The sequence below is a fragment of the Georgenia satyanarayanai genome (assembly GCF_009193135.1).
Taxonomy (GTDB): Bacteria; Actinomycetota; Actinomycetes; order Actinomycetales; family Actinomycetaceae; genus Oceanitalea; species Oceanitalea satyanarayanai.
Genome location: NZ_VUKC01000007.1, coordinates 115,278 through 139,299, shown reverse-complemented (window position 1 = coordinate 139,299; position 24,022 = coordinate 115,278). Strand labels below are relative to the sequence as shown.

At 73.0% G+C, this 24,022-nt stretch carries 23 protein-coding genes; 14 read left to right on the top strand and 9 right to left on the bottom strand.

Annotated features, from left to right (window positions below):
• Nucleotides 1-186 precede the first annotated feature (186 nt).
• Entirely contained in the window at nt 187-1,290 is a 1,104-nt protein-coding gene (locus GD632_RS09955; protein ID WP_152191595.1) for a polyprenyl synthetase family protein, read from the bottom strand.
• A gap of 199 nt (nt 1,291-1,489) precedes the next feature.
• Between GD632_RS09955 and GD632_RS09950 the strand changes: the two genes are divergently transcribed.
• Genes GD632_RS09950 through GD632_RS09920 form a run of 7 tightly spaced genes read left to right on the top strand, consistent with a single transcriptional unit; the run spans nt 1,490 to nt 8,515 of the window.
• Nucleotides 1,490-2,659, top strand: a complete 1,170-nt coding sequence (locus tag GD632_RS09950; protein WP_152191593.1) for an inositol-3-phosphate synthase — start codon at nt 1,490-1,492, stop codon at nt 2,657-2,659.
• Nucleotides 2,656-3,522 carry an SCO3242 family prenyltransferase gene (locus tag GD632_RS09945; RefSeq protein ID WP_152191591.1) on the top strand — a complete coding sequence of 289 codons (867 nt, stop codon included), beginning with the start codon at nt 2,656-2,658 and terminating at the stop codon, nt 3,520-3,522. Before GD632_RS09950 ends, GD632_RS09945 begins: the two co-directional genes overlap by 4 nt.
• Nucleotides 3,519-4,364, top strand: a complete 846-nt coding sequence (locus GD632_RS09940; protein WP_152191589.1) for a sugar phosphate isomerase/epimerase family protein — start codon at nt 3,519-3,521, stop codon at nt 4,362-4,364. Before GD632_RS09945 ends, GD632_RS09940 begins: the two co-directional genes overlap by 4 nt.
• Before the next feature lie 27 nt (nt 4,365-4,391).
• A complete protein-coding gene (locus tag GD632_RS09935) occupies nt 4,392-5,072 on the top strand; it encodes an EboA domain-containing protein (protein WP_193311429.1) in 681 nt (226 codons plus the stop codon).
• A gap of 27 nt (nt 5,073-5,099) precedes the next feature.
• Nucleotides 5,100-5,972 (top strand): TatD family hydrolase, encoded by an 873-nt coding sequence (locus GD632_RS09930; RefSeq protein WP_152191587.1) that lies wholly within the window; start codon nt 5,100-5,102, stop codon nt 5,970-5,972.
• Nucleotides 5,973-5,975: 3 nt separating this feature from the next.
• On the top strand, nt 5,976-7,142 hold the full coding sequence (eboE, locus tag GD632_RS09925) for a metabolite traffic protein EboE (RefSeq protein WP_152191585.1): 1,167 nt from the start codon (nt 5,976-5,978) through the stop codon (nt 7,140-7,142).
• Complete coding sequence (locus GD632_RS09920; RefSeq protein WP_152191583.1) at nt 7,139-8,515, top strand: alkaline phosphatase family protein; 1,377 nt, start codon at nt 7,139-7,141, stop codon at nt 8,513-8,515. The genes eboE and GD632_RS09920 overlap by 4 nt, the downstream gene beginning before the upstream one ends.
• 63 nt (nt 8,516-8,578) lie before the next feature.
• Here the strand turns inward: GD632_RS09920 and manA are convergent, their stop codons facing one another.
• Entirely contained in the window at nt 8,579-9,778 is a 1,200-nt protein-coding gene (manA, locus tag GD632_RS09915; RefSeq protein WP_152191580.1) for a mannose-6-phosphate isomerase, class I, read from the bottom strand.
• Between the two features lie 115 nt (nt 9,779-9,893).
• Complete coding sequence (locus tag GD632_RS09910; protein ID WP_152191578.1) at nt 9,894-11,105, bottom strand: CAP domain-containing protein; 1,212 nt, start codon at nt 11,103-11,105, stop codon at nt 9,894-9,896.
• Nucleotides 11,106-11,237: 132 nt separating this feature from the next.
• On the opposite strand from GD632_RS09910, the gene rfbA reads away from it, so the two are divergent.
• Together rfbA and GD632_RS09900 are read left to right on the top strand one after the other, a co-directional pair.
• Entirely contained in the window at nt 11,238-12,104 is an 867-nt protein-coding gene (rfbA, locus tag GD632_RS09905; protein WP_152191571.1) for a glucose-1-phosphate thymidylyltransferase RfbA, read from the top strand.
• A 41-nt stretch (nt 12,105-12,145) separates the two neighbouring features.
• Nucleotides 12,146-12,448: a Dabb family protein gene (locus GD632_RS09900; RefSeq protein ID WP_152191569.1), complete on the top strand. Its 303-nt coding sequence runs from the start codon at nt 12,146-12,148 to the stop codon at nt 12,446-12,448.
• A gap of 12 nt (nt 12,449-12,460) precedes the next feature.
• Here GD632_RS09900 and rfbD read toward each other — a convergent pair whose 3' ends face one another.
• Nucleotides 12,461-13,327 (bottom strand): dTDP-4-dehydrorhamnose reductase, encoded by an 867-nt coding sequence (gene rfbD, locus GD632_RS09895; protein WP_226924792.1) that lies wholly within the window; start codon nt 13,325-13,327, stop codon nt 12,461-12,463.
• Nucleotides 13,328-13,385: 58 nt separating this feature from the next.
• Here rfbD and GD632_RS09890 point away from each other — a divergent pair, with 58 nt between their 5' ends.
• The gene (locus GD632_RS09890; RefSeq protein ID WP_152191562.1) at nt 13,386-14,015 is read left to right on the top strand and encodes a dTDP-4-dehydrorhamnose 3,5-epimerase family protein; all 630 of its coding nucleotides are present in this window, start codon (nt 13,386-13,388) and stop codon (nt 14,013-14,015) included.
• A gap of 22 nt (nt 14,016-14,037) precedes the next feature.
• Here the strand turns inward: GD632_RS09890 and GD632_RS09885 are convergent, their stop codons facing one another.
• Nucleotides 14,038-15,333 carry a hypothetical protein gene (locus GD632_RS09885; protein ID WP_152191560.1) on the bottom strand — a complete coding sequence of 432 codons (1,296 nt, stop codon included), beginning with the start codon at nt 15,331-15,333 and terminating at the stop codon, nt 14,038-14,040.
• Nucleotides 15,334-15,424: 91 nt separating this feature from the next.
• Nucleotides 15,425-17,317 (bottom strand): N-acetylmuramoyl-L-alanine amidase, encoded by a 1,893-nt coding sequence (locus GD632_RS09880; RefSeq protein WP_152191558.1) that lies wholly within the window; start codon nt 17,315-17,317, stop codon nt 15,425-15,427.
• A 100-nt stretch (nt 17,318-17,417) separates the two neighbouring features.
• Here GD632_RS09880 and GD632_RS09875 point away from each other — a divergent pair, with 100 nt between their 5' ends.
• The 4 genes from GD632_RS09875 (at nt 17,418) to GD632_RS09860 (ending at nt 21,219) form a co-directional block, all read left to right on the top strand.
• The gene (locus GD632_RS09875; protein ID WP_152191556.1) at nt 17,418-18,746 is read left to right on the top strand and encodes a UDP-glucose dehydrogenase family protein; all 1,329 of its coding nucleotides are present in this window, start codon (nt 17,418-17,420) and stop codon (nt 18,744-18,746) included.
• A 27-nt stretch (nt 18,747-18,773) separates the two neighbouring features.
• Nucleotides 18,774-19,763, top strand: a complete 990-nt coding sequence (rfbB, locus tag GD632_RS09870; RefSeq protein ID WP_152191554.1) for a dTDP-glucose 4,6-dehydratase — start codon at nt 18,774-18,776, stop codon at nt 19,761-19,763.
• A 168-nt stretch (nt 19,764-19,931) separates the two neighbouring features.
• Nucleotides 19,932-20,801: an Fpg/Nei family DNA glycosylase gene (locus GD632_RS09865; RefSeq protein WP_152191552.1), complete on the top strand. Its 870-nt coding sequence runs from the start codon at nt 19,932-19,934 to the stop codon at nt 20,799-20,801.
• Nucleotides 20,802-20,952: 151 nt separating this feature from the next.
• Entirely contained in the window at nt 20,953-21,219 is a 267-nt protein-coding gene (locus GD632_RS09860; RefSeq protein WP_152191550.1) for a hypothetical protein, read from the top strand.
• Here the strand turns inward: GD632_RS09860 and GD632_RS09855 are convergent.
• Genes GD632_RS09855 through GD632_RS09845 form a run of 3 tightly spaced genes read right to left on the bottom strand, consistent with a single transcriptional unit; the run spans nt 21,216 to nt 23,910 of the window.
• Nucleotides 21,216-22,217, bottom strand: coding sequence for a Gfo/Idh/MocA family protein (locus tag GD632_RS09855; protein ID WP_152191547.1), 1,002 nt, complete (start codon nt 22,215-22,217; stop codon nt 21,216-21,218). The two genes, GD632_RS09860 and GD632_RS09855, sit on opposite strands and share 4 nt — an antisense overlap.
• The gene (locus GD632_RS09850; protein ID WP_152191545.1) at nt 22,217-23,320 is read right to left on the bottom strand and encodes a DegT/DnrJ/EryC1/StrS family aminotransferase; all 1,104 of its coding nucleotides are present in this window, start codon (nt 23,318-23,320) and stop codon (nt 22,217-22,219) included. Before GD632_RS09850 ends, GD632_RS09855 begins: the two co-directional genes overlap by 1 nt.
• A complete protein-coding gene (locus GD632_RS09845) occupies nt 23,317-23,910 on the bottom strand; it encodes an acyltransferase (protein ID WP_152191543.1) in 594 nt (197 codons plus the stop codon). The genes GD632_RS09850 and GD632_RS09845 overlap by 4 nt, the downstream gene beginning before the upstream one ends.
• Nucleotides 23,911-24,022: the final 112 nt, after the last annotated feature.

Genomic DNA, 24,022 nt, shown 5'->3' with positions numbered 1-24,022 from the left:
CGCACCCTCCCCCGAGCGTGTTCTTGATCACGACCCCATCGACCATACGAACCAATTACGCCATCGTCAATCCAAAAGTCGGTAAGCCTTTGGCGAGGTTCGGTAACTCAACTCCTCACGAACTGGACGAGCCACGGACGCGCAGGGCGCAGGCGGTCCACCTCCCGGCTCCAGCAGATCAGCAGGTCAGGCGGCGGCGCGGACGTGGGTCAGGGCGCCCTCGAGACTGGTGGCGACGACGGCCCGGGCGGACCCGATGACGTCGGCCGCCGGGGCGAGGAGGGCGGAACCGTCGAGCACGCGGTCGACGCTGGCGAGCTCCTCGCGCGCCTGTCGCGCCACGCGCTCCGGTGCCTCGGACCGGGCGAGCTCACGGCGGATGACCGCTGCTGTGCCCTCGTCCAGGTCGACGCGCCCGACGTCCGCCCCGATCCGCGCCCAGACCGGCAGGGTGCGGGCGTGCAGGACGAGTGTCGTCGCCTTGCCCTCGCGCAGGTCCGACAGGGCACTCTTGCCCGTCACCGACTCGGGTGCGAAGACGCCGAGGAGGTCGTCGACGAGCTGGAAGGCCTTGCCGAGGGCGAGGCCCACGGCCTCGACCTCGCCCCGCAGCGCCGCCGGTGCCCCCGCGAGGATCGCCCCGGCGCGCAGGGGCGCCTGGAAGGAGTACAGCGCCGTCTTCTCCGCGGCGATGCGCAGCGCGTCCTCCAGCGAGACGTCCTGGAGCCCCAGAGCGGCGGCCACGTCGCCGAGCTCGCCCGCGACGCTGACGAAGACGGTGTCCCACAGGAGCTGCTGGAGACGGGCGTGCACGTCCGGCGGGGCGTCCACCGTGGCGACCAGCCGGTGCGCCAGGGAGATCGCCAGGTCACCGGCCAGCACGGCCGCCCCCTCGGCGAGCTCGTGCGCGGTCTCCTCGTCGGCGCCGCCGGCGCGTGCGGCAGCGGCCATGCGGGCCGCGAGGTTCGGCTCACCGCGGCGCATCGTGTCGTGGTCGATGAGGTCGTCGTGGACGAGGAACCCCACGTGGAGGAGCTCGAAGGCGGCCCCCACCTGCGCCGCGGCCGCTCTCCGCGTCCCCCCGAGCGCGTCGTGCAGCTCGACGACCAGACGCCCCCGGAAGCGCTTGCCGCCCGCGGCCGCCCGGCCGAGCTCGTCCCACAGCCGACCGTAGAGTTGCCCGTGCCGTTGCGCGGCGGGCCGCAGCTCGGTGAGGAGGTCGGTGAGCACGGCGCTGATGTCCGCCTCGGCGGGTCGCGCGGCGCCCGCGCGCGTCGGCGTCCTGTCCACTCCGTCTCCTCTCACGAGCTCGTGCACGGCCCGCAGCGTGCCGCGGGCCCGGCGACGACGAAGTAGGCTAAGGACAAGAGCACGATGTGTTAACGTCTTTTGTCAAGCCGTGTTTCGCGTCGACAACACTGTCTTACGTAACATTGCGGAGTTCGGGAACCACAGTCGGTTGCCCAAGCACATACAACGAGGTGATGTGATGACCCAGCCTAATGCCGTCCACGACCAGCGGGTCGGCGTGTGGTTCGTCGGCGCTCGTGGCTCGGTCGCGACCACCGCCACCATCGGCGCCCTGGCCATGGCGAGCGGGCTGGCCCAGCGCACGGGCCTTGTCAGCGAGCTGCCCGAGGTCGCCGTCGCCGGGTTGCCGCCCCTCGAGGGGCTCGTCACCGGCGGCCACGACATCCTCGAGACGCCGCTCGCGCACCGTGCACAGGTGCTCGCGGACTCCGGCGTCTTCCCGCCCTCACTCGTGACCGCTCTGGCGGACGAGCTCGCCGCCGCCGACTCGCGCATCCGCATCGCCCCCCGGCTCGGCACCCAGCGGGAGACCGCGCGGGCCGTCGAGCAGGACATCCGCGCCTTCCGCGAGGACAACGACCTGGAGCGCGTCGTCGTCGTCGACGTCTCCAACACCGAGCCGCCGGTCAGCCCGCGGCCCGAGCTCGACAGCCTCGCCGCGCTGGAGGAGGCCCTCGACGCCGGGCGCGCCCCGCTGCCCACGAGCTCCCTGTACGCGTACGCCGCGTTCCGCGCCGAGTGCCCGCTCGTGTCCTTCACCCCCAGCCCCGGTGCGACGCTCGGTGCGCTCACCGAGCTCGGCAAGGAGCAGGCGCTGCCCTGGGCCGGGCGTGACGGGAAGACTGGCGAGACGCTGGTGAAGTCGGCACTCGCCCCGATGTTCGGCACCCGCGCGCTCAAGGTCCGCTCCTGGGCGTCCTACAACATGCTCGGCGGCGGTGACGGCCAGACGCTGTCCGACCCGCGCGCCGCGGTGAGCAAGACGACGACGAAGGGCGCAGGCCTGGACGCCATGCTCGGCTACCACGTCGACGGCCCGATGCACATCGACTACGTCGAGGACCTCGGCGACTGGAAGACCGCCTGGGACAACATCTCCTTCGAGGGGTTCCTCGGCACGCGGATGACCATGCAGTTCACCTGGCAGGGCTGCGACTCGGCCCTGGCCGCCCCGCTCGTCATCGACCTCGTCCGGCTCGCCGCCCGCGCGCACGAGCGCGGGGAGAACGGTGTCGTCGGGGCGCTCGCCTTCTTCTTCAAGGACCCGCTCGGCGGCATCGACCACACCCTCGCCGGGCAGTGGCGCACGCTTGCCCAGTGGTGCGAGAACCTGGGCGCGTCGGCGTGACCACCGCACGCGACATCGCCGAGCTCGTCCGGCTGCCCGCCGCCCTGTCGGTGCCCGGCGACGCGCTCGCCGGCGCCGCCGTCACCGGCACGCTGGGCTGGCGCACGGCCGGCCTGGCCGCGTCCTCCACGTGCCTGTACTGGGCCGGCATGGCGCTCAACGACTACGCCGACCGGGACCTCGACGCGGTCGAGCGGCCCGAGCGCCCCATCCCCTCGGGCCGGGTGAGCCCGACGACGGCGCTCGGGGTCGCCGGTGGCCTCACCGCCGCGGGGATCGGGCTGGCAGCCCTCGGCGGACGGCGCGCCGTCGCCGTCGCCGTGCCGCTCGCCGCGACCGTGTGGGCCTACGACATGCTCGCCAAGCCGACCCCGCTCGGCCCGGTCGTCATGGCCGCCGCCCGCAGCCTCGACGTCGTGCTCGGCGGGTCGGCCGCCCCGCGGCGCGCGGTCCCGGCCGCCCTCGCTCTCGGCGCCCACACGTGCGCCGTCACCGTGCTCAGCCGCGGGGAGGTCCACGGCTCGAGCCCCGCCGTCGCGCGCGCCGCCCTCGCGACGACGACGGCGGTCGGCGCTGCCGTCGCGGGCACCGGGCTGCGCCGCGGCCGGGCCGGGGCGCTCGGGCGACTCGCCTCCGCCGCGCTCGCGGGCACCTACGCCCTCACGGTGGGCCGGGCCCAGGCGGCGGCCGCCGCCAGCCCGGACGCGGTCACCGTCCGCCGCGCCACCGGCACGGGGATCCGTGGCATGGTGCCCCTCCAGGCGGCGCTCGTCGCCGGCGGCGGCGCTGTCGCGACCGCCGTCGGCCTCATGGCCGCCGGCCCGGCACTCCGCGCCGCAGCGAAGGGAATCTCACCGACATGACCATGCGCCTGTCTTACGGGACCAACGGATTCACCGACCACCGCCTGCCCGAGGCCCTGGCGATCATGGCCGAGCTCGGCTACGAGGGTGTCGCGCTCACCCTCGACCACCAGCACCTGGACCCGTTCGCAGCGGACCTCGCCGCGCGGGTGTCGCAGACCGCGGGCCTGCTCGAGCGCTACGGCCTCGCGGTCGCCGTCGAGACCGGTGCCCGCTACGTGCTGGACCCCTGGCGCAAGCACGAGCCCACCTTCCTCTCCGAGGAGGGCGCCGGGGAGCGGGCGGGTCTCATCCGCGTGGCCGTCGACGTCGCCGTCGACCTGGGCTGCGACATCGTCCACCTGTGGTCGGGCGCGGTGCCGCCGGGGACCCCGGACGACGTCGCCTGGGAGCGGCTGGTCTCCGGTCTCGCGCCGGTGCTCGAGCACGCCGAGAACGCCGGTGTGCGCCTCGCCTTCGAGCCCGAGCCGGGCATGTTCGTCAGCCGCCTGTCCGGGGTGCGCGAGCTCCGCTCCCGTCTCGGCGACCCCGCCGCGCTCGTCGCGACCGTCGACGTCGGGCACGCCGTCGTCAACGAGGAGACCAGCCCGCAGGAGTGCATCCGCGAGAACGCCGAGCTCGTCGCCCACGTCCAGATCGAGGACATGCGGCGCGGGGTCCACGACCACCTCGAGTTCGGGGAGGGCGAGGTCGACGTCCCCGCCGCCCTGCGCGCCCTCCTCGACATCGGCTACGACGGCCTCGTCTCCGTCGAGCTGACCCGCCACAGCCACGACGCTCCCCGCGTCGCGGCCCGCTCCATCGCCGTCCTGCGCAGCGCCCTCGACGCCGCCCAGGCCTGACGTCCCCGCCCGTCCCCAGGAGCCCACATGAGCCGCACCCAGCAGATGCGCGACGCCATCGCCGCGGACCTCTCCCCCGCCGCCGCGAGCCGGCTGTCGCAGATGACGGCCGAGATCGCCGCCGACCCGTCCACCGCCGCCCGCCTGTTCCCGGCGGCGGCCCGGGAGGTCGCACGCGGTCCCCTCGACCACGCCGACCCCAGCGGCATCCACGGCCCGACCCTCGACGACGCCGTGCGTGGCGTGCTCCTCGCCGCCCTCGCCGAGAGCCTCGGTGACCACGCCCGCCTGCTGCGCGAGGTCAGCGACCTGTACCGCTACGGCGACGGCGACGAGAAGCGGGCCGTGCTGCGCGCCCTCGACCTCCTCGGCCCCGAGGCGCAGCCGATCGTCGAGGACGCGCTGCGCACCAACGACATCCGGATCGTCGCCGCCGCCATGGGCGCCTGGGCGGGCGCCCACCTGGACGACGCCACGTGGCGCCAGGGCGTGCTCAAGTGCCTCTTCGTCGGTGTCCCCCTCACCGCCGTCGACCGCCTCGGCGAGCGGACCGACCCCGAGCTCGCCCGCATGGTGGCCGCCTACGCCCACGAGCGGCTGGCCGCCGGCCGCAGCGTGCCCGACGACGTCCATCTCGTCCTCGACCAGGAGCCCCAGGCCCTGGACCAGTTCCCCGACGTCGCGGCAGCGCTGCGCCCGTCCGCCTGACCCCTTCACCTCATCAGGAGCCCCTCCATGCGCATCTTCGACCCGCACATCCACATGACGTCCCGCACCACGGACGACTACGAGGCCATGCACGCGGCCGGCGTGCGGGCCCTGGTCGAGCCGGCGTTCTGGCTCGGGCAGCCGCGCACGAGCGTGGAGTCCTTCGTCGACTACTTCGACAGCCTCGTGGGCTGGGAACGCTTCCGTGCCTCGCAGTTCGGCATCGCGCACCACGCGACCATCGCGCTCAACCCCAAGGAGGCCAACGACCCGCGCTGCCGGGGCATCCTGGACCTCCTGCCCCGCTACCTCGCCAAGGACGGCGTCGTCGCGGTCGGCGAGGTCGGCTTCGACTCGATGACGCAGGCCGAGGAGGAGGTCTTCGTCCGCCAGCTCGAGCTGGCCGGCGAGCACGGGCTGCCGGCCATGGTCCACACCCCGCACCGCGACAAGGCGGCGGGCACCCAGCGCACCCTGGACCTCGTGGCCCAGGTGGGCATCGCACCCGGGATGATCGTCGTCGACCACCTCAACGAGACCACCGTCGACATCGTCGACGACGCCGGGGCGTGGATGGGCTTCTCCGTCTACCCGGACACCAAGATGGACGAGCACCGCATGGTCGCGATCCTCCAGCAGCGCGGCCTGGAGCGGGTGCTGGTCAACTCCGCCGCGGACTGGGGCCGCAGCGACCCGCTCAAGACCTTCAAGACCGGGCAGGCCATGCTCGCCGCCGGCTTCACCGAGGACGACGTCGACCGCGTCCTGTGGCGCAACCCCGTGGAGTTCTTCGGGCAGAGTGGCCGCCTCATGCTCGGCTACGACACCTCCGACACCACGGCCGCCACCTTCGAGGGGAACTCCATCCTCCGCGGTGAGCGCAAGACCGCCGAGGCCTGAGCCGTGCGCCTGCGTCACCGCGACGGCACCGTCGTCCACCTCGCCTACTGCAGCAACGTCCACCCCGCCGAGGACCTCGCCGGCATCCACGAGCAGCTGCGGCGCTTCGCCGGACCGGTGCGGGCGCGTCTCGGCGTCGAGCGCCTCGGCCTGGGCCTGTGGCTCCCGGCCGCCGCGGCGGGCCGCCTCGCCGCCGAGCCCGCCGAGCTCGACGAGCTGCGCCGCGTCCTGGACGAGCAGGGCCTGGAGGTCGTCACCCTCAACGCGTTCCCCTACGGCGGCTTCCACGACCCCGTCGTCAAGCACCGCGTCTACCGTCCCGACTGGACCGAGCGTGCGCGGCTCGACTACACGCTGGCCGCCGCCCGCGTGCTGGCGGGCCTGCTGCCCGCCGACGCCGCTCGCGGGAGCATCAGCACCCTGCCGCTGGCGTGGTGGACGCCGTGGTCGGACGAGGCGGCGCAGGCTGCCCGGGCCAAACTCGACACGCTCGCGACCGGGCTGGCCCGGCTGCGGGAGGAGACCGGCCGCACCGTGCGGGTGGGCTTCGAGCCCGAGCCCGGCTGCGTCGTCGAGACGACGACGGACGCCGTGCGCGAGCTGGCCGGCATCGACACCGAGCACCTGGGGGTCTGTGTCGACACCGCCCACCTCGCCACCGCGTTCGAGGACGCCGACGAGGCGATGGGCCGGCTCACCGGTGCGGGGCTGCCGGTCGTCAAGGCGCAGCTGTCCGCCGCGCTGCACGTCGCCGACCCGGCCTCGGCCGCGGCCGAGGGCCTGCTCGACGACTTCGTCGAGGACCGCTTCCTCCACCAGGTGCGCGAGCCCGTCGCCGCCGGGGTGGCCGGCCGGGACGACCTGCCCGACGCGCTCGGCGGCTCCCCGCTGCCGGCGCAGGCGCCGTGGCGGGTGCACTTCCACCTGCCGCTGCACTCCGCGCCCCGCTCCCCGCTCGCAGCGACGACCACCGAGCTCAGCGCCTCCGCGCGGGCCCTCGTGGGCGGCGAGCGAGCACTGACCGACCACCTCGAGGTGGAGACCTACACGTGGTCGGTGCTGCCCGCCGACCAGCGGCCGACCGACGACGCCGGACTCGTCGCCGGCATCGCCGCCGAGCTGGACCACGCGCGCGCTGAGCTCCACGCGCTCGGACTGGAGGACGCATGACCGACAAGCTGCTCGTACTCAACGTCGTCGCGCTCACCCCGCGGCTGCTGGAGCACATGCCCCGCCTCAAGCGGGTCGCCCAGCAGGGCTACCGCGCGCAGCTCGACACCGTGCTCCCGGCGGTCACCTGCACCGCCCAGTCGACCTATCTCACCGGCCTGCCGCCGAGCGAGCACGGCATCGTCGCCAACGGGTGGTTCTTCCGCGACCTCGGCGACATCCTCCTGTGGCGCCAGCACAGCGGCCTCGTCGAGGGCGAGCGGGTGTGGGAGACGATCCGCCGTCACCGCCCCGACTACCGGGTCGCCAACGTGTGCTGGTGGTACGCGATGGGCGCCGACGTCGACACGACCGTGACCCCGCGCCCGGAGTACCACGCCGACGGGCGCAAGGAGCCGGACTGCTGGACCTGGCCGCCGTCGCTGCACGACCAGCTCGTCGCCGAGCTCGGCCCCTTCCCGCTGTTCACCTTCTGGGGCCCGGGCGCGAACATCGAGTCCTCGAAGTGGATCGTCGGCGCCACACGCCGCGTCATGCCCGACCACGACCTCACCCTCGCCTACATCCCCCACCTCGACTACGACCTCCAGCGCTTCGGTCCCTCCGGGCCGGAGGCCGTGCGCGCCGCCCAGGAGGTCGACGAGGCCCTCACCCCGCTGCTGGACGACGCCGAGCGGATGGGGGCGACCGTCGTCGTGCTCAGCGAGTACGGGATCACCGACGTCGACCGCCCCGTCGACGTCAACCGCGTGCTGCGCCGCGCGGGCCTGCTCCACGTCCACCGCAACTCCACCGGTGAGCTCCTCGACCCGTGGACGTCCAAGGCCTTCGCCGTGGCCGACCACCAGCTCGCCCACGTCTACGTCCGCGACCCCGATGACGTCGCGACCGTCCGGGACCTGCTCACCGGGCTGCCGGGCGTCGAGCAGGTGCTCGACGAGGACGGCAAGAAGGCCGCGGGCCTGGACCACCCGCGCTCGGGTGAGCTCGTGCTCGTCGCCGAGCCGGGCGCGTGGTTCACGTACTACTACTGGCTCGACGACAAGAACGCCCCCGACTTCGCCAAGCTCGTGGAGATCCACAAGAAGCCCGGGTACGACCCCGTCGAGCTGTTCATGGACCCGAAGGACAAGTGGGTCAAGCTGCGTGCCGGCAAGGCGCTGGCGCGCAAGAAGCTCGGTATGCGCTACCTGATGGACGTCGTGCCGCTGGACCCGGCGCCGCTGCGCGGCAGCCACGGCCGCCTGCCGGACACACCGGACGAGGGCCCGGTGCTCCTGTGCTCCGACCCCTCGGCGGCGACGGACCACGTGCGGGCGACCGAGGTCCGCGACCTCATCCTCCGGCTCGCCGGCGTCCCCGTCCCCGCCTGACGCCTCCCGCCCCACCCCCGACGGCCCACTCCTGCCGGAGGGCCCACCGGCCCGGCCGGGGGGTCAGGGGACGTCGGCCTGGACGAGCGTGCCGGCGCCGCGGACGGTGAGCGGGCCGTCGTCGGCGCGGACGAAGGCGGCCTGCCCGCGGCGGAGGGGCAGGCCACCTGACGCGGCCGCGACCTCCACCTCGCCCTCGATGCACACGAGCATCCGGGGGCCGCGGCCGGGGAGCGGACGTGCGCCGTCGGCACAGTCACCGTCGGCCAGCGTCGTGACGGACAGCTCGAAGTCGTCCACGGGCGCGTAGAACACGCGGGTGGCGCCGTGGAAGACCTCCGGCGCCACCCGGATCGGAGGTGCGGCGACGTAGTCGACGCAGTCGAGGACCTCACCGACGTCCACGTGCTTGCTCGTGAGCCCGGCGCGCAGGACGTTGTCCGAGGAGGCCATGACCTCCACCCCGATGCCCGAGAGGTAGGCGTGCACGCCGCCGGCCGGGACGAAGAGCGAGTCCCCCGGCTGCAGCGTCACCGGGTTGAGCAGGAGCGAGGCGACGACGCCGGGGTCGTGCGGGTGCTCCTCGGCCAGCCGTCCGACGATCGCGTCGGCACGCGGCGAGGGCGACCCGTCCGCGGCGCGCCGGCGGCACGCGTCGACGACGTCGGCCACCTCGGGTGCCGAGGGCCGGGTGGCCGGGTCGAGCAGGGAGGTGAAGGCCGTGCGCATCCCGCCGGGGGTGGGGTCCGTGAGGAGGGCGGCGTGGAGCGCCCGGGTGAGCGGCGCGTCGAGGTCGGCGAGGAGCTCGGCCGCACGCCGCGGCGCCCGGAAGCCGGACACGGCCTCGAAGGTCGTGAGCGCGAAGACGAGCTCGGGCTTGTGGTTGGGGTCGCGGTAGTTCCGCCACGGGGCATCCAGCGGCACGCCCGCGCGGTTCTCGGCGGCGAAGCGGGCACGGGCCCGCTCGAGGTCGGGGTGCACCTGGAGGGAGAGCGGCCGGCGCGGGGCGATGAGCTTGAGCAGGTAGGGCAGCTGGGCGCCGAAGCGGGCCAGCACGTCGCGGCCCAGGGTGCCGGCCGGATCGGACTCGATGAGGCCGCGCACGTCGCCGGCGCCGTCCTCGGCGACCGCGGGGCCGCTGGGGTGTGCCCCGAACCACAGCTCGGCGAGCGGGCGGCCGTCCGGCTCGGTGCCCATGAGCTCGTGGATCGCCGACGGGGAGCCCCACGCGTAGTCGCGCCGGACGCCGAGCACTCGCCGCATCTGCACCTCTCCCCGCCGCAGGCGGGCGCCTGCCGGCTCGCCTACCGTAGCGGTCGGCTCGGCGGGCATGCCGCACCCCGCGCGCCGGTGTGGTCGCGCGGGGTGCGGGCCGGACTCAGGAGCAGCTGCTGGCGAAACGCTGGGTGTTGTACACGTTGCCGTTGTCCGCCTGCGCCGACCCGGCCGCGAAGAAGCGGTGCGCGGGGTTGAGGATGTTGGCGCGGTGGCCCGGGGAGTTCATGTACGCCTCGACGGCGGCGTCCGGGTCGTCGGCGTAGCCGCGGGTGCCCCAGAAGATGTTCTCCGCGGCGGCGGTGCACCCGACGGCGCGGGCGTCGGACCGGATCGTCTCCGTGGTCGCGTGCTCGAAGTTGCCGGTGCGTCCCATCCACTGCGAGTGAGACAGCGCCCCCGTCCGCAGCCCCGGCCACAGGCGCATCGGCGCGACGCCCGCGGCCACGCGCTCCTCGTTCACCAGCCGGAACATCCGCTCGTCGTAGGCGGTGAGCCCGCCCTGCGCCGGTGGCTGCTCGACCTGCCCGGCGCGCTGGGTGCGCAGGCCGATCGTGTCGGTGCCGTTGCGGTTCCAGTCCCCCACGAGGACGGCGTCAGTGGTGCGGCCGTAGCTCATCACCCGGTCGGCGTCGCCGCCGGAGATCGAGTTCTTGATGTGGAAGACGTTGCCTCGGCGGATGCCGAGGGTGTCCCGCCCGTTGCCGTCCCAGTCCCCGACGACGACCTCGTCGCGCTGGCGACCGTAGCTGACGACGGAGTCGGCGTCACCGCCGCTGATGGAGTTCTTCAGGTGGTAGACCGAGCCGCGCCGCACACCCAGGGTGTCGCGGCCGTCGCCGTTCCAGTCCCCGACGATGACGACGTCGCTCCGCCTGCCGTAGGTGGCCACCCGGTCGGCGTCGCCGCCGGAGAGGCTGTTCCTGAAGTGGTAGGTGGCGCCGCGCCGCACGGCCGGGGTGTCGACGCCGTCGCCGTCCCAGTCGCCCATGAGGACGGTGTCCCCCGCCCGGCCGTAGGTGACGACGCGGTCCGCCTCACCGCCGGTGAGGCGGTTGGTGAAGTGGTACGTCGCCCCTCGACGGACGGCGAGGGTGTCCACGCGGTCCCCGTTCCAGTCCCCGACGTAGACGACGTCCCGCTCGCGGCCGTAGGCGAAGGCGACGTCGGTGCGCCCCTGCCAGCCGTTGGTGAGGTGGTACTGGTCCCCCCGGCCGCCGATCTCCCCGCCGCTCGCCCCGGCCGCCGGCGCACCGACGGCGAGCAGCGAGGCGGTCAGCGAGGCCGCGATGACGGCCACTCGTCGCAAAGTCATGTTCCCCCCGACCCGCGCCGCCGACGGCGACGCCCTGTTTGTGACGTGCTCCACTCTAGGTGGCCCTCACGACATCGTCACCCGCCGTCCTCGCTGGTGGATCACAGCGGTCCGATGGGCAACACTGGCCCCATGCGCGGGATCATTCTGGCAGGTGGCTCTGGGACACGACTGCACCCGATCACCCTGGGGGTGAGCAAGCAGCTGGTGCCGGTGTACGACAAGCCGATGGTGTACTACCCGCTGACCACGCTCATGCTGGCGGGAGTCCGGGACGTCCTGGTCATCACCACGCCCCACGACCAGGAGGCCTTCCAGCGCCTACTGGGCGACGGCTCCCAGTTCGGGATCTCGATCTCCTACCAGGTGCAGGAGGTCCCCAACGGCCTGGCGCAGGCCTTCGTCCTGGGTGAGGAGTTCATCGGCGGGGAGCCGGCCGCCCTCGTCCTGGGCGACAACATCTTCTACGGCCCGGGCCTGGGCCAGACGCTCTCGCGCTTCTCCGACGTGCACGGCGGGGCGATCTTCGCCTACCACGTGGCCGAGCCCAGCGCCTACGGCGTCGTGGAGTTCGACGCCGACTTCAAGGCCGTCTCCCTGGAGGAGAAGCCCGCGCGCCCGAGGAGCTCCTACGCCGTGCCGGGCATGTACTTCTACGACAACGACGTCGTGGAGATCGCCAAGAACCTGCAGCCTTCCGCGCGCGGGGAGTACGAGATCACCGACGTCAACCGCGTCTACCTCGAGCGTGGGGACCTCCACGTCGAGGTGCTGCCCCGCGGCACGGCCTGGCTGGACACCGGCACCTTCGACTCCCTGGCCGACGCCACCGCCTTCGTCCGCACCGTCGAGGCCCGCCAGGGCCTGAAGATGGGCTGCCCCGAGGAGGTCGCCTGGCGTCAGGGCTTCCTCACCGACACCGAGCTCGCCGAACGCGCCGAGGCCCTGAGCAAGTCCGGGTACGGGAACTACCTGCGCAGCCTCCTCGAGCACGGCTAGCCTCGGTCGGGACCTCATCCAGCCGAGCACCGGAGCCCGCCTTGTCGATCGAGCACACCGTCGCCTTCCGCCTGTCCCACCCCGCCGGGTCCGCCGACGAGGCGGCCTTCCTCGAGGAGGGGCGCACGGTCCTCACCTCGATCTCCGGCGTGGAGGACTTCGCGGTCATGCGCCAGGTCAGCGCCAAGAGCCCGCTGACCTGGCAGTTCCGGATGCGCTTCGCCGACCAGGCCACCTTCGACGCCTACGACGCGCACCCCTCCCACGTCGACTTCGTCGCACGCCGGTGGGTGCCGGAGGTCGCCGAGTTCCAGGAGCTCGACTTCGTCGCCCCCTCCGCGTAGGAGGGCGACCGGTCAGCCGCCCGCGAGCACCGTGGGCGCCGCGACGGTCCAGCGCTCCGCCCAGTGGCCGATCGGCTCGACCCCGGCCGCGAGCAGCGCCTCGTGGCCGAGGACCGAGTAGGCCGGCCTCGGCGCGGGCCGCGGGAAGTCCGCGGACGTCGTCTCCCGCACCATCGCCGGGTCCTTGCCCAGCGTCCGGACGATCTCCTGGGTGAAGCCGTGCCACGACGTCTCCCCGGAGGACGTGCCGTGGTACGTGCCGGCGGGAGCACCGGCGTCGACGAGTCGCACCAGCAGGTCGGCGAGGTCGGCCGTCCACGTCGGCTGGCCGACCTGGTCGGCGACGACGGTCAGCGCGTCCCGCTCGCCGGCGAGCCGCGCCATCGTGCGCGGGAAGCACGGGCCGTGGGCGCCGTAGAGCCAGGCGGTGCGCACGACGAGGTGGTCGGGGCACTCGACGCGCACCGCCCACTCCCCCGCCGCCTTGGTCCGCCCGTACGCGGACCGCGGCGCCAGGGCCGCGGACTCGGCATAGGGCCGGGAGGCGTCGCCGGCGAAGACGTAGTCCGTGGAGACGTGGACCATCCGCGCACCGGCGAGCCGCGCGGCGCGCGCGAGGAGCTGGGGTGCCACGGCGTTGAGGGTGAAGGCCTCGTCCTCGAGCCCCTCGGCGTCGTCGACGGCGGTCCACGCGGCGCAGTTGACGATGACGTCCACGTCCCTGATCAGCTCGGCCACCTGACCGGGGTCGGTGACATCGAGGTCCTGCCGGCCCAGCGCCGTCACCTGGGCACCACGGGCACGCAGCAGCGCGACGAGGTCGGTGCCGAGCATGCCGCCGGCACCCGTGACGATCCACCGCTTCTGCTCAAGGCTCACGTCGGCAGCCTACGTGCCCTAGCCTGAGCCCGACGTCGAGCGCAGGAGGAGTGTCCGCGTGGAGTTCCGCGAGCTGGCAGTGCCCGGAGCCTGGGAGATCACCCCGAGGCAGTTCACCGACCCTCGAGGGACCTTCCTCGAGGCCTTCAGCGAGCCACGGTTCGTCGAGGCCGTCGGCCACCCGCTCGACCTGCGGCAGGCCAACTCCTCGGTGTCTGCCGCGGGCGTGGTGCGCGGCATCCACTTCGCCGACGTCCCGCCGTCACAGGCGAAGTACGTCATGTGCCCGCGCGGTGCGGTGCTCGACGTCGTCGTCGACATCCGCGTCGGCTCACCGACGTTCGGGCAGTGGGACAGCGTCCTGCTCGACGACGTCGACCGGCGCGCCATCTACGTCTCCGAGGGGCTGGGGCACGCGTTCTGCTCCCTCGAGGACGGCTCCACCGTCCTCTACCTGTGCTCGGCGACCTACGCCCCGGGTCGGGAGCACGGCATCGACCCGCTCGACCCGGCGGTCGGTATCGAGTGGCCGACGACGGACCGTCAGGGCCGTCCGCTCGCGCCGCTGCTGTCGGACAAGGACCGCGACGCCCCCGGGCTCGAGGAGGCCGCGGCCGCCGGCCTGCTGCCCCGGTGGGAGGACGTGCAGGCCCACCTGGACGGCCTGCGGGCGCAGGCCCGGGACTGACCCCGGGCCTGCGCCACGCACTCTAGATCCGGCGCCAGGTGCCGCAGTCCTCGGACCTGAAGCCGGCGTCCGAGCCGGAGATCGTCACGATCGGGCGTCGGTCGCCGTAGCTGTTGGCGATGATCTCGTCGAAGTACCCGCTGAACCCGGAGACCCTCTCCCAGTAGCAGTTGTCACCACCTGCTGCCTGGTAGGTCCCGGGCTTGATGTGGCCACCGACGACGAAGGAGCCGCTCGTGAACGCAGTGGCGGGCGCCTTCGGGTACGTCGCCTCGACGCTCGTCCACGTGCCGCAGTCCTCGGTGAGGAACCCGGCGTCGGACCGCTCGATCCGCACGATCGGGCTCGTGTCCCCGTAGCCGTTGGCGATGATCTCGTCGAACGTGCCGCCGAAGCCGGACACCTTCTCCCAGTAGCACTGGTCCCCACCCGGGGCGCGGTAGACGCCGGGCTGCACCGACGTACCCACGCGGTGGGCCCCGTCCTTGATGGTGCGGACCGGCGCGGGAGCGGGCTCGGCCGGGCGCGGCGTCGCGACCCGGCGCAGGCCGAGGGTGTCCTTGCCGTCCCTGTTCCAGTCACCGACGAACACCGTGTCGTCGGCGCGTCCGAAGGTCTCGACGCGGTCAGCGGAGCCGCCGCGGATCTTGTTGGCGATGTGGTACTCGTTCCCGCGGCGCACCGCGAAGGTGTCGTCGCCGTCGCCGTCCCAGTCACCGACGAGGATGACGTCACGCTCACGGCCGTAGCTGACCACCTGGTCGGCGTCCCCGCCCCGCAGGGCGTTCTTCACGTGGTAGACGTTGCCGCGGCGCACCGCGAAGGTGTCGCGGCGGTCCCGGTCCCAGTCCCCGACGAGGATGGTGTCCTGGGCGCGGCCGTAGCGGAAGACGCGGTCGGCGTCGCCGCCCGTCACCGAGTTCTTCACGTGGTACTCGGCCCCGCGGCGCACCGCGAAGGTGTCCTTGCCGTCCCCGTTCCAGTCACCGACGAGGATGACGTCCCCGCGGCGGCCGTACCTGAAGGTCTTGTCGGCTGTGCCGCCCGTGAGGGAGTTGGACACGTAGAACGTGTTCCCGCGGCGGATCGCCAGCGTATCCCTGCCGTCGCCGTCCCAGTCGCCGACGAGGAGCTCGTCGGTGGCCTTCCCGTAGGTGAACCGGTGGGCGGTGCCGGAGAAGTTGTTGGTGAGGAAGTACTCGTTGCCGTTCCCACGGACGACATCACCCTTGGCCAGGGCAGGGGACCCGGCGCCGAGCGCCAGCCCCAGGGAAAGTGCCGCCACCGCCGCAGCGGACAGCGAACGTCGAAGGTTCACGTGGACTCCATTGTGGTGAAAAGGGCCCCCGTGCGGGCTGAGCGTACCGCTCCACTACGGCTGTCGACGGCATTTCCCCGCGATCCGGTCCTCAGCCGCTGCGCCGCACCCCGAAGGTGTCGCGTCCGTCGCCGTTCCAGTCACCCACGAGGACGACGTCGTCGGCCTTGCCGTAGGTGAGCACGACGTGCGCGTCGCCCCCGGTGAGGGAGTTGCGCACGTGGTACTCCCGGCCGCGCCGGACGGCGAAGGTGTCGGTGCCGTTGCGGTCCCAGTCGCCCACGAGGACGACGTCGTCGGCACGTCCGTACCGGAGGACGACGTCCGCGTCGCCACCGGCGATGCGGTTCTTCACGTGGTAGTCCGCTCCGCGGCGCACCGCCAGGGTGTCGCGCCGGTCCCCGTCCCAGTCGCCGACGAGGACGTCGTCGCCCGGGCGTCCGTAGTGGATGACGGCGTCGGCGTCCCCGCCCGTCATCGAGTTCTTCACGTGGTACGTCCGTCCCCGTCGCACGGCGAAGGAGTCCGTGCCGTCGCCGTTCCAGTCCCCGACGAGGACGACGTCGTCGGGTCGCCCGTAGCGCACCGTGCGGAAGCGCTGGCCCGGGTGGGCGTCGTAGACGAGGTAGGTGTTGCCACGGCGCAGCGCGAGGGTGTCCCTGCCGTCTCCGTCCCAGTCACCGACGAGCACCTCGTCGGTGGACAGGCCGAGCCGGAAGGCGAGGTCGGCGTCGCCGCCGGTGAGGCTGTTGCGCAGGTGGTACTCGTCGCCGTCGACGAGGGTGGCGACCTGCTCGTTGAGCCACGGGATGCGCGCGTAGATGTTGTTGCCGGGGCACGTGGTCGCACCGACGTCGCGGTGGGCGAAGACGCGCGGGAGGTTCTGGCCCGCGGGCCGATGGGCCGTGCCGGGTGAGGTCATGCCGCTCGGGGCGCTCATGTCGATGTCGGCGGCGTCGAACTTCCACGCGATGACGCGGGCCATGGTGGTGAGGACGGAGTCGGGGGCGTAGAGGCTCGAGTAGTCGCCGAGCACGGAGATGCCGAGCGTGCCGCGGTTGAAGCCGCGGGCGTGGGCCGCCTCGGGCATGCGGCCGGGCGGCGCGTCGAGCGAGCCCGCCCGCCCCTCGAAGACCTGGCCGTACTTGTCGACGAGGAAGTTGTACCCGATGTCGCCCCAGGCCCGGCTCACCGCGTGGTAGTGGTAGATGCCCCGGACGATGCCGGCGGACTGGGCGGCGGTGTAGCTGTTCGAGCCGGCCGTGTGGTGGACGACGGCCGCCCGCAGCGGGTCGTGGCGCGGCGTCCACGTCATCGTCGACTCGTCGGCGCCCCAGCCGGCGCGGCTGATGACGCGCGGGGCGGACACGGCCGCCCGAGTGGTGGCGGCCGCGGGGGCGGCGCCCTGCGCCCCTGCCGTCTCCGTGCGGACGGATGCGGCCCTGGGGGCGCCGGCAGCTGCGTCGGCGGCGAGCTGTGCGGTCTCCCGCGCCGTTGCCGCGACCGTCTCCTCCCCGCCCGGCTCGGGCGGGATGAGGTGCAGGCGCAGGTCGTGGGGCAGCACGCCGTCGCCGGCCGCCACCCGCAGCTGCACCCCGGTCGCACCGCCGACGATGTAGGGCTCCGTCCCACCGACGTCCCCAGCCTCGGCGGCGTCGGGCTCCAGCCCGGTCCACGCCGACCACTCCCCGCCCGTGCGCACCCGCACGGAGAAGGTCTCGTCGGGTGCGTCCAGCCCGTCCCAGGTGACGGCGGCGACGGAGAACTCCGGGACGGCGAGCTCGTCGGTGAGCACCGCCCCGTCCACCTGCCGGCCCGCGGCCAGGTCCGTCGGGACGCCGTCGCCGTCGGTGAGCTCGAGGACGACGACGGCGTCACCACCTGGCGCCGCGTCCGCCCCCTGGGCGGCCGGTGCGAGCGCACCGACGGTGGTGAGTCCGGCAATTGTGCAGCACAGAGCGATCCGCCCCCCGCGAACAGTCATGCCTCAGAATGTACCTCGGGCGCAGCAGACGGACCGTGAGCCGTACGCCCCGACCGAAGTCTCATCTTCCTCACACGTTCGCATGGCTAGTGTGTCCCCCATGCAGATTTCGGTGATCGGTTGTGGGTACCTGGGTGCGGTGCACGCGGCGTCGATGGCGGAGCTGGGCCATGACGTCGTGGGGATCGACGTGAACGAGGAGAAGGTCGCCCTGCTCAACGCGGGCAGGGCCCCGTTCCACGAGCCGGGCTTCACCGAGCTGCTCGAGCGCAACGTCCAGGCCGGGCGGCTGCGTTTCTCCACCGACTTCGCCGACGTCGCCGGGGCCCGGGTCCACTTCATCGGGGTGGGTACCCCCCAGCAGGCCGGCTCCTACGCCGCGGACATGTCCCAGGTCAACGGGGCGGTCGCGGGGCTGCTGCCCCACCTGGCCCCCACCGAGGCGGGCCCGGTGCTCGTGGTGGGCAAGTCCACCGTGCCGGTGGGCACCGCCGCCGGCATCGCCGAGCAGGTCACCGCCGCCGGTGGCGTGCTGGTGTGGAACCCCGAGTTCCTGCGCGAGGGCTTCGCGGTCCAGGACACCATCTCCCCCGACCGCCTCGTCTACGGCCTCTCCCCTGACCCCGAGGCCGCCCGCGTGGGTCAGGAGGTCCTGGACGAGGTCTACGACAACCTCATCACCACCCAGGCCATCCCCCGCCTGCTCACCGACTACGCCACCGCCGAGCTCGTCAAGGTCGCCGCGAACTCCTTCCTGGCCACGAAGATCTCCTTCATCAACGCCATGGCCGAGCTGTGCGAGGCCACCGGCGCCGACGTCACCCAGCTCGCCGCCGCCATCGGCCACGACGACCGCATCGGGCACAAGTTCCTGCGCGCCGGCGTCGGCTTCGGCGGGGGCTGCCTGCCCAAGGACATCCGCGCCTTCATGGCCCGCGCCGAGGAGCTCGGCGTGGACGAGGCCCTGGGCTTCCTGCGCGAGGTCGACTCCATCAACGACCGCCGCCGCGACCACGTCATCACCCTGGCCACCGACCTCCTCGACGGGCAGCCCGCCGGCAAGCGCGTCGCCGTGCTGGGCGCCTCCTTCAAGCCCGACACCGACGACATGCGCAACTCCCCGGCCCTGGACATCGCCCACCGCCTGTCCGCCGCCGGCGCCCACGTCGCGGTCACCGACCCCCAGGCCGGCCCCATCCTCGCCGCCCAGGACCACCACAGCTTCACCGTCGCCGACTCCGCCGAGGACGCCATCACCGGCGCCGACCTCGTCCTGCTCCTCACCGAGTGGCGCCAGTTCCGCGACCTCGACCCCACCGCCGTCAAGACCCTCGCCGGCCGCCCCGTCGTCATCGACGGACGCAACGTCCTGGACCCCGCCCGGTGGCGCGCCGCCGGCTGGACCTACCACGGCATGGGCCGACCCTGACCGCCTCACCGACCAAGGAGTAACCCCGTGCGCGTGCTCGTGACCGGTGGTGCCGGGTTCATCGGTGCCAACTTCGTCCGCCAGACCCTGACCGAGCGTCCCGACGCCCAGGTCACCGTCCTCGACAAGCTCACCTACGCGGGCAACCGCCAGTCCCTGGCCGGGCTGGACGTCGAGCTCGTCGAGGGCGACGTCGCCGACCGCGACGTCGTCGACCCGCTCGTGGCCCAGGCCGACGTCGTCGTCCACTTCGCCGCCGAGTCCCACAACGACAACTCCCTGGGCGACCCGTGGCCCTTCGTCCACACCAACGTCGTGGGGACGTTCACGGTGCTCGAGGCGGTGCGCCGCCACGGCACCCGCCTGCACCACATCTCCACCGACGAGGTGTACGGCGACCTCGAGCTCGACGACCCGGCCAAGTTCACCGCCACCACCCCCTACAACCCCTCCTCCCCGTACTCCTCGACCAAGGCCGGCTCGGACATGCTCGTGCGCGCCTGGGTCCGTTCCTTCGGGGTGGCCGCGACCCTGTCGAACTGCTCCAACAACTACGGTCCCTACCAGCACATCGAGAAGTTCATCCCCCGCCAGATCACCAACGTGCTCGACGGGCGCCGCCCCAAGCTCTACGGCGCCGGCCTCAACGTGCGTGACTGGATCCACGTCGCCGACCACAACGCCGCCGTGTGGGACATCATCGACCGCGGCCAGCCCGGCCGCACCTACCTCATCGGTGCCGACGGGGAGATGAGCAACAAGGCCGTCGTCGAGCTGGTCCTCGAGCTCCTGGGCAAGGATCCCGGCGACTACGACCACGTCGCCGACCGCCCCGGTCACGACCTGCGCTACGCCATCGACTCCCGCCCCCTGCGCGAGGAGCTCGGCTGGGAGCCCCGCTTCCGCGACTTCCGCGCCGGCCTGGCCGACACCATCGAGTGGTACCGCACCAACGAGGCCTGGTGGCGCCCGCAGAAGGACGCCGTCGAGGCCAAGTACGCCGCCACCGGCCAGTAGCCCTCCACCGTCGGTCCCCCCTCCCCCGCCGACAGCCGACTTGCCGCCGACAGCCGACTTGCCGCCGACAGCCGACTTGCCGCCGACAGCCGACTTGCCGCCGACAGCCGACTTGCCGACGTCTCCCCAGGTCTGTCGCGCCGCACGGCGCTCTGCCAGACTGCTCGGGTGCCCGAGCTTCCGGAGGTGCAGGCCCTGGTGCAGGTGCTCGCCGCCCGCGCCGGCGGCCGAACGGTGCGCGCCCTGCACGTCACCTCCTTCCCCGCCCTCAAGACGTACGACCCGCCGCCGACGGCGCTGGTCGGGGCCACCGTCACCGGCGCCTCCCGGCACGGGAAGTGGCTCGACCTCACGACGACGACCCCCGACGGCGACCTCCACCTCGTCTTCCACCTCGCCCGGGCGGGCTGGGTGCGCTGGCACGAGACCGCTCCCGCCGGCGTGCCCAAGGCCGGCAGGTCGGGGCTCGCGGCGCGCGTCGTCCTCGACGAGGGTGCCTTCGACCTCACCGAGGCCGGCACGAAGAAGAGCCTGGCCATCCACGTCGTGCGCGACCCCGCCGATGTCGAGCGGATCGCGACCCTCGGCGTGGAACCGCTGTCACCGGAGTTCACGCGAGAGCGCTTCGACGAGCTCCTCGACGCGCGGAACCAGCAGGTCAAGGGCCTGCTCCGGGACCAGGGCGTCATCGCCGGGATCGGCAACGCCTACTCCGACGAGATCCTCCACGCCGCCCGGCTCAGCCCCTTCGCGCTGACCCGGACCCTCGACGCCACCGCCCGGGACCACCTGTACGGCAGCATCGGCGGCGTGCTCGAGGCGGCGATCACCGCGGCGGCGGGTCGGGACGCCGCCGAGCTCAAGGACGTCAAGCGCTCGGGAATGGCCGTGCACGGGCGTACGGGACACCCGTGCCCACGGTGCGGGGACACCGTGGCCGAGGTGTCCTTCGCCGACTCCTCGCTCCAGTACTGCCCCACCTGCCAGACCGGCGGCAAACCTCTCGCCGACAGGCGAATGTCCAAGCTGTTGCGCTGAATCCCGGGCGGGTCCTGTTCTCGTGAATTCCGTGACGTGCTGGCACGCCTTTCCGGTTGCCGACCGTCACGACGTGTGGAACGGTCATTTCGGGCGGAAACGACGTATCCGCCCGTTGACACCGAACCGACAACGCAAAGGAGCGTTCCTCATGGCTCAGGACGACTACATCGGCGCAAACCGCGCTCAGGTCGGACGGACCGACGCCGGGACGAATGTCCTCTCGATCGTCTCTTTCGTGCTCGCGGCTGTCGCCGTCCTCTTCATTCCCATCCTGTTCGGCGCGCTCGCGATCATCGCGGCCGTCATCGGACTGGTCCGCAAGGAACGCCTCGCCAAGGTCGCCGTCGTCGTGGCCATTGTGGCGACGATTCTCGGCATCGTGCTCGGGAACATCGTGCTCAACGCGATGTCCTAGAGCCCGACAGTCGTCCCCTCGCGGGCGGCCTGGAGGATGGCCTCGATGACGGTGAGGGTGTGGACGCCCTGGTCCATGGTGACGATGTCGGCGCCGTTGCCCAGGACGGCGTCGCGGAAGTTCTCCTGCTCCACGGCCAGGGGCTCGCGCTTGGGCAGGGCGTAGCGCACGACGTCGCCCTCGGTGACGCCGCGGAAGTGGGCCACCCGGTCCCAGGTCGTGGGGACGGTGCCGTTGGCGTAGAAGATGAGGTCCCCGCTCATCGTGTCGGCAACGAAGGCCCCGCGCTCACCGGTGACGACGGTGGTGCGCTCCTTCATCGGCGAGAGCCAGTTGACGACGTGGTTGACGATGACACCGGACTCCAGCACCCCGGTGGCCACGACCATGTCCTCGTGCTCACGGCCCGACCGGTGCGTCACCTGGGCGGAGACCTGCCGGTAGGTGGACCCGGCGATGAACGCGGTGAGGTCGACGTCGTGGGTGGCGAGGTCCTTGACCACCCCGACGTCGGAGATCCGCGCCGGGAACGGCCCCTGGCGACGGGTCTGGATCTGGTACACCTGGCCCAGCTCACCGGCCGCCAGGCGACGGCGCAGCTCCATGATCGCGGGGTTGCACCGCTCGACGTAGCCCACCGCCCCCACCAGGCCGGCCTCGCTGAACGCCTGCGCGACGCGGCGTCCGGCCTCCACGGTGTGCGCGATCGGCTTCTCGATCATCGTGTGGACCCCGGCCGCGGCCAGCGCCAGCCCCACCTGCTCGTGGTAGACCGTCGGCACCGCGACCATCGCCGCCTCGATCCCGGCCGCGACGAGCGCCTCGACGTCCGGAAGCACCTCCAGGGACCCGGCCACGCCGTGGACGTCACCGGCCGGGTCGGCCACCGCCACCAGCTCCACACCCTCGGTCTGGCGGATCACCCGGGCGTGGTGGCGGCCCATCGACCCCAGCCCGATGAGACCCACCCGCACCGGGCCGCGCGCCGTCGTCGTCATCACGCGCCCGCCCCGGCGACGGCGTTGACCCCCGCCACCACCCGCTCCAGGTCACCCTGGGACAGGGAGGGGTGCACCGGCAGGGAGATGACCTCACCGGCCGCGCGGTCGGTCTCGCCCATGTCCACCGTCGGCGCGTACTGCTCCAGGGAGGGCAGCCGGTGGGAGGGGGTGGGGTAGTACACGCCCGTGCCGATCCCGTGCTCCTCGCGCAGCGCGGTGACCATCCGGTCCCGCTCGGCGGCCTCCACCCGCACCGTGTACTGGTGGTAGACGTGCACCGCACCCGCCCGCACCGGCGGGGTCACCACACCGTTCAGGTGCGCGTCGAGGAACGCCGCGTTCGCCTGCCGCTGCGCCGTCCAGGCGGGGAGCTTGCCCAGCTGCACCCGCCCGATCGCCGCGTGGATGTCGGTCATCCGCACGTTGAGGCCCACGACCTCGTTCGCGTACTGCCGCTCCATGCCCTGGTTGCGCAGCAGCCGCACCCGGCGGGCGACCTCCTCGTCCGCGCAGGCCACCATCCCGCCCTCACCGGAGGTCATGTTCTTCGTCGGGTACAGGGAGAACATCGCGAACCGGCCCCACGTGCCCACCCGGCGCCCGTCCAGGCTCGCCCCGTGCGCCTGCGCGGCGTCCTCGAAGACCTCCAGGCCGTGCTCGGCGGCCACCGCCCCGATGCCGTCCATGTCCGCCGGGTGCCCGTACAGGTGCACCGGCATCACCGCCCGCGTCCGCCCGGTGACCGCCGCGGCCACCGACTCCGCCGACAGGCAGAACGTGTCCGGGTCGATGTCCGCGAACACCGGCGTCGCGCCGGTCAGCGCGACCGAGTTCGCCGTCGCCGCGAACGTGAAGGACGGGACGATCACCTCGTCCCCCGGGCCGATGCCGCACGCGAGCAGGCCCACGTGCAGGCCCGCCGTGCCCGAGCTCACCGCCTGGCACCGCCGCCCCGCGACGAGCGCGGCCGCGAACTCCTCCTCGAAGGCCGCCACCTGCGGCCCCTGGGCCACCATGCCCGAGCGCAGCACCGCATCGACAGCGGCCCGTTCCTCGTCCCCGATGAGGGGCTTGGCTGCGGGGATGAGGGACTGGTTCATTCGGTGACCTCGCGAAGCTCGTCGTCGTGGATCTCGTAGCGCCGGCCGGTGGCCGGGCAGCGCAGCTGGTCGCCGTCGGGCTGGAGCCGCTGGCCGGCGTGGCCGACCCAGCCGATCTGCCGGGCCGGGACCCCGGCCACGAGGGCGTGGGGTGGGACGTCGCGGGTGACGACGGCGCCGGCCGCGACCGTGGCCCACGCCCCGATCGTCACGGGGGCGACGCAGACGGCGCGCGCGCCGATGGCGGCACCGGTCCCGATCCGCACGCCCACCGGCTGCCAGTCCTCGGCGGACTTGAGCGAGCCGTCGGGGTTGATGGCGCGCGGGTGGGTGTCGTTGGTGAGGACGGCCGCCGGACCGATGAAGACGCCGTCGGCGAGCTCGGCGGGCTCGTAGACGAGCGCGTAGTTCTGCACCTTGCAGTGGCGTCCCATCCGGACGCCGGTCCCGATGTACGCGCCGCGGCCGACGACGCAGCCCTCGCCGATGACGGCGCCCTCGCGGACCTGGGCCAGGTGCCAGACGCTCGAGCCGTCGCCGATCTCGGCGTCCGGCGCGACGTCGGCGGTGTCGGTGATCCGTGCGGTCATGCGTCCCTTCCCTGCTGCCGTGGCGCAGCGCTGGGGCTCAGGCTAACGGAGCGGGGCGACGGCTGGCCGGGACCCACGGCCGGGAGGTCGGTCCTCGGCGGTGGGTGGGTGA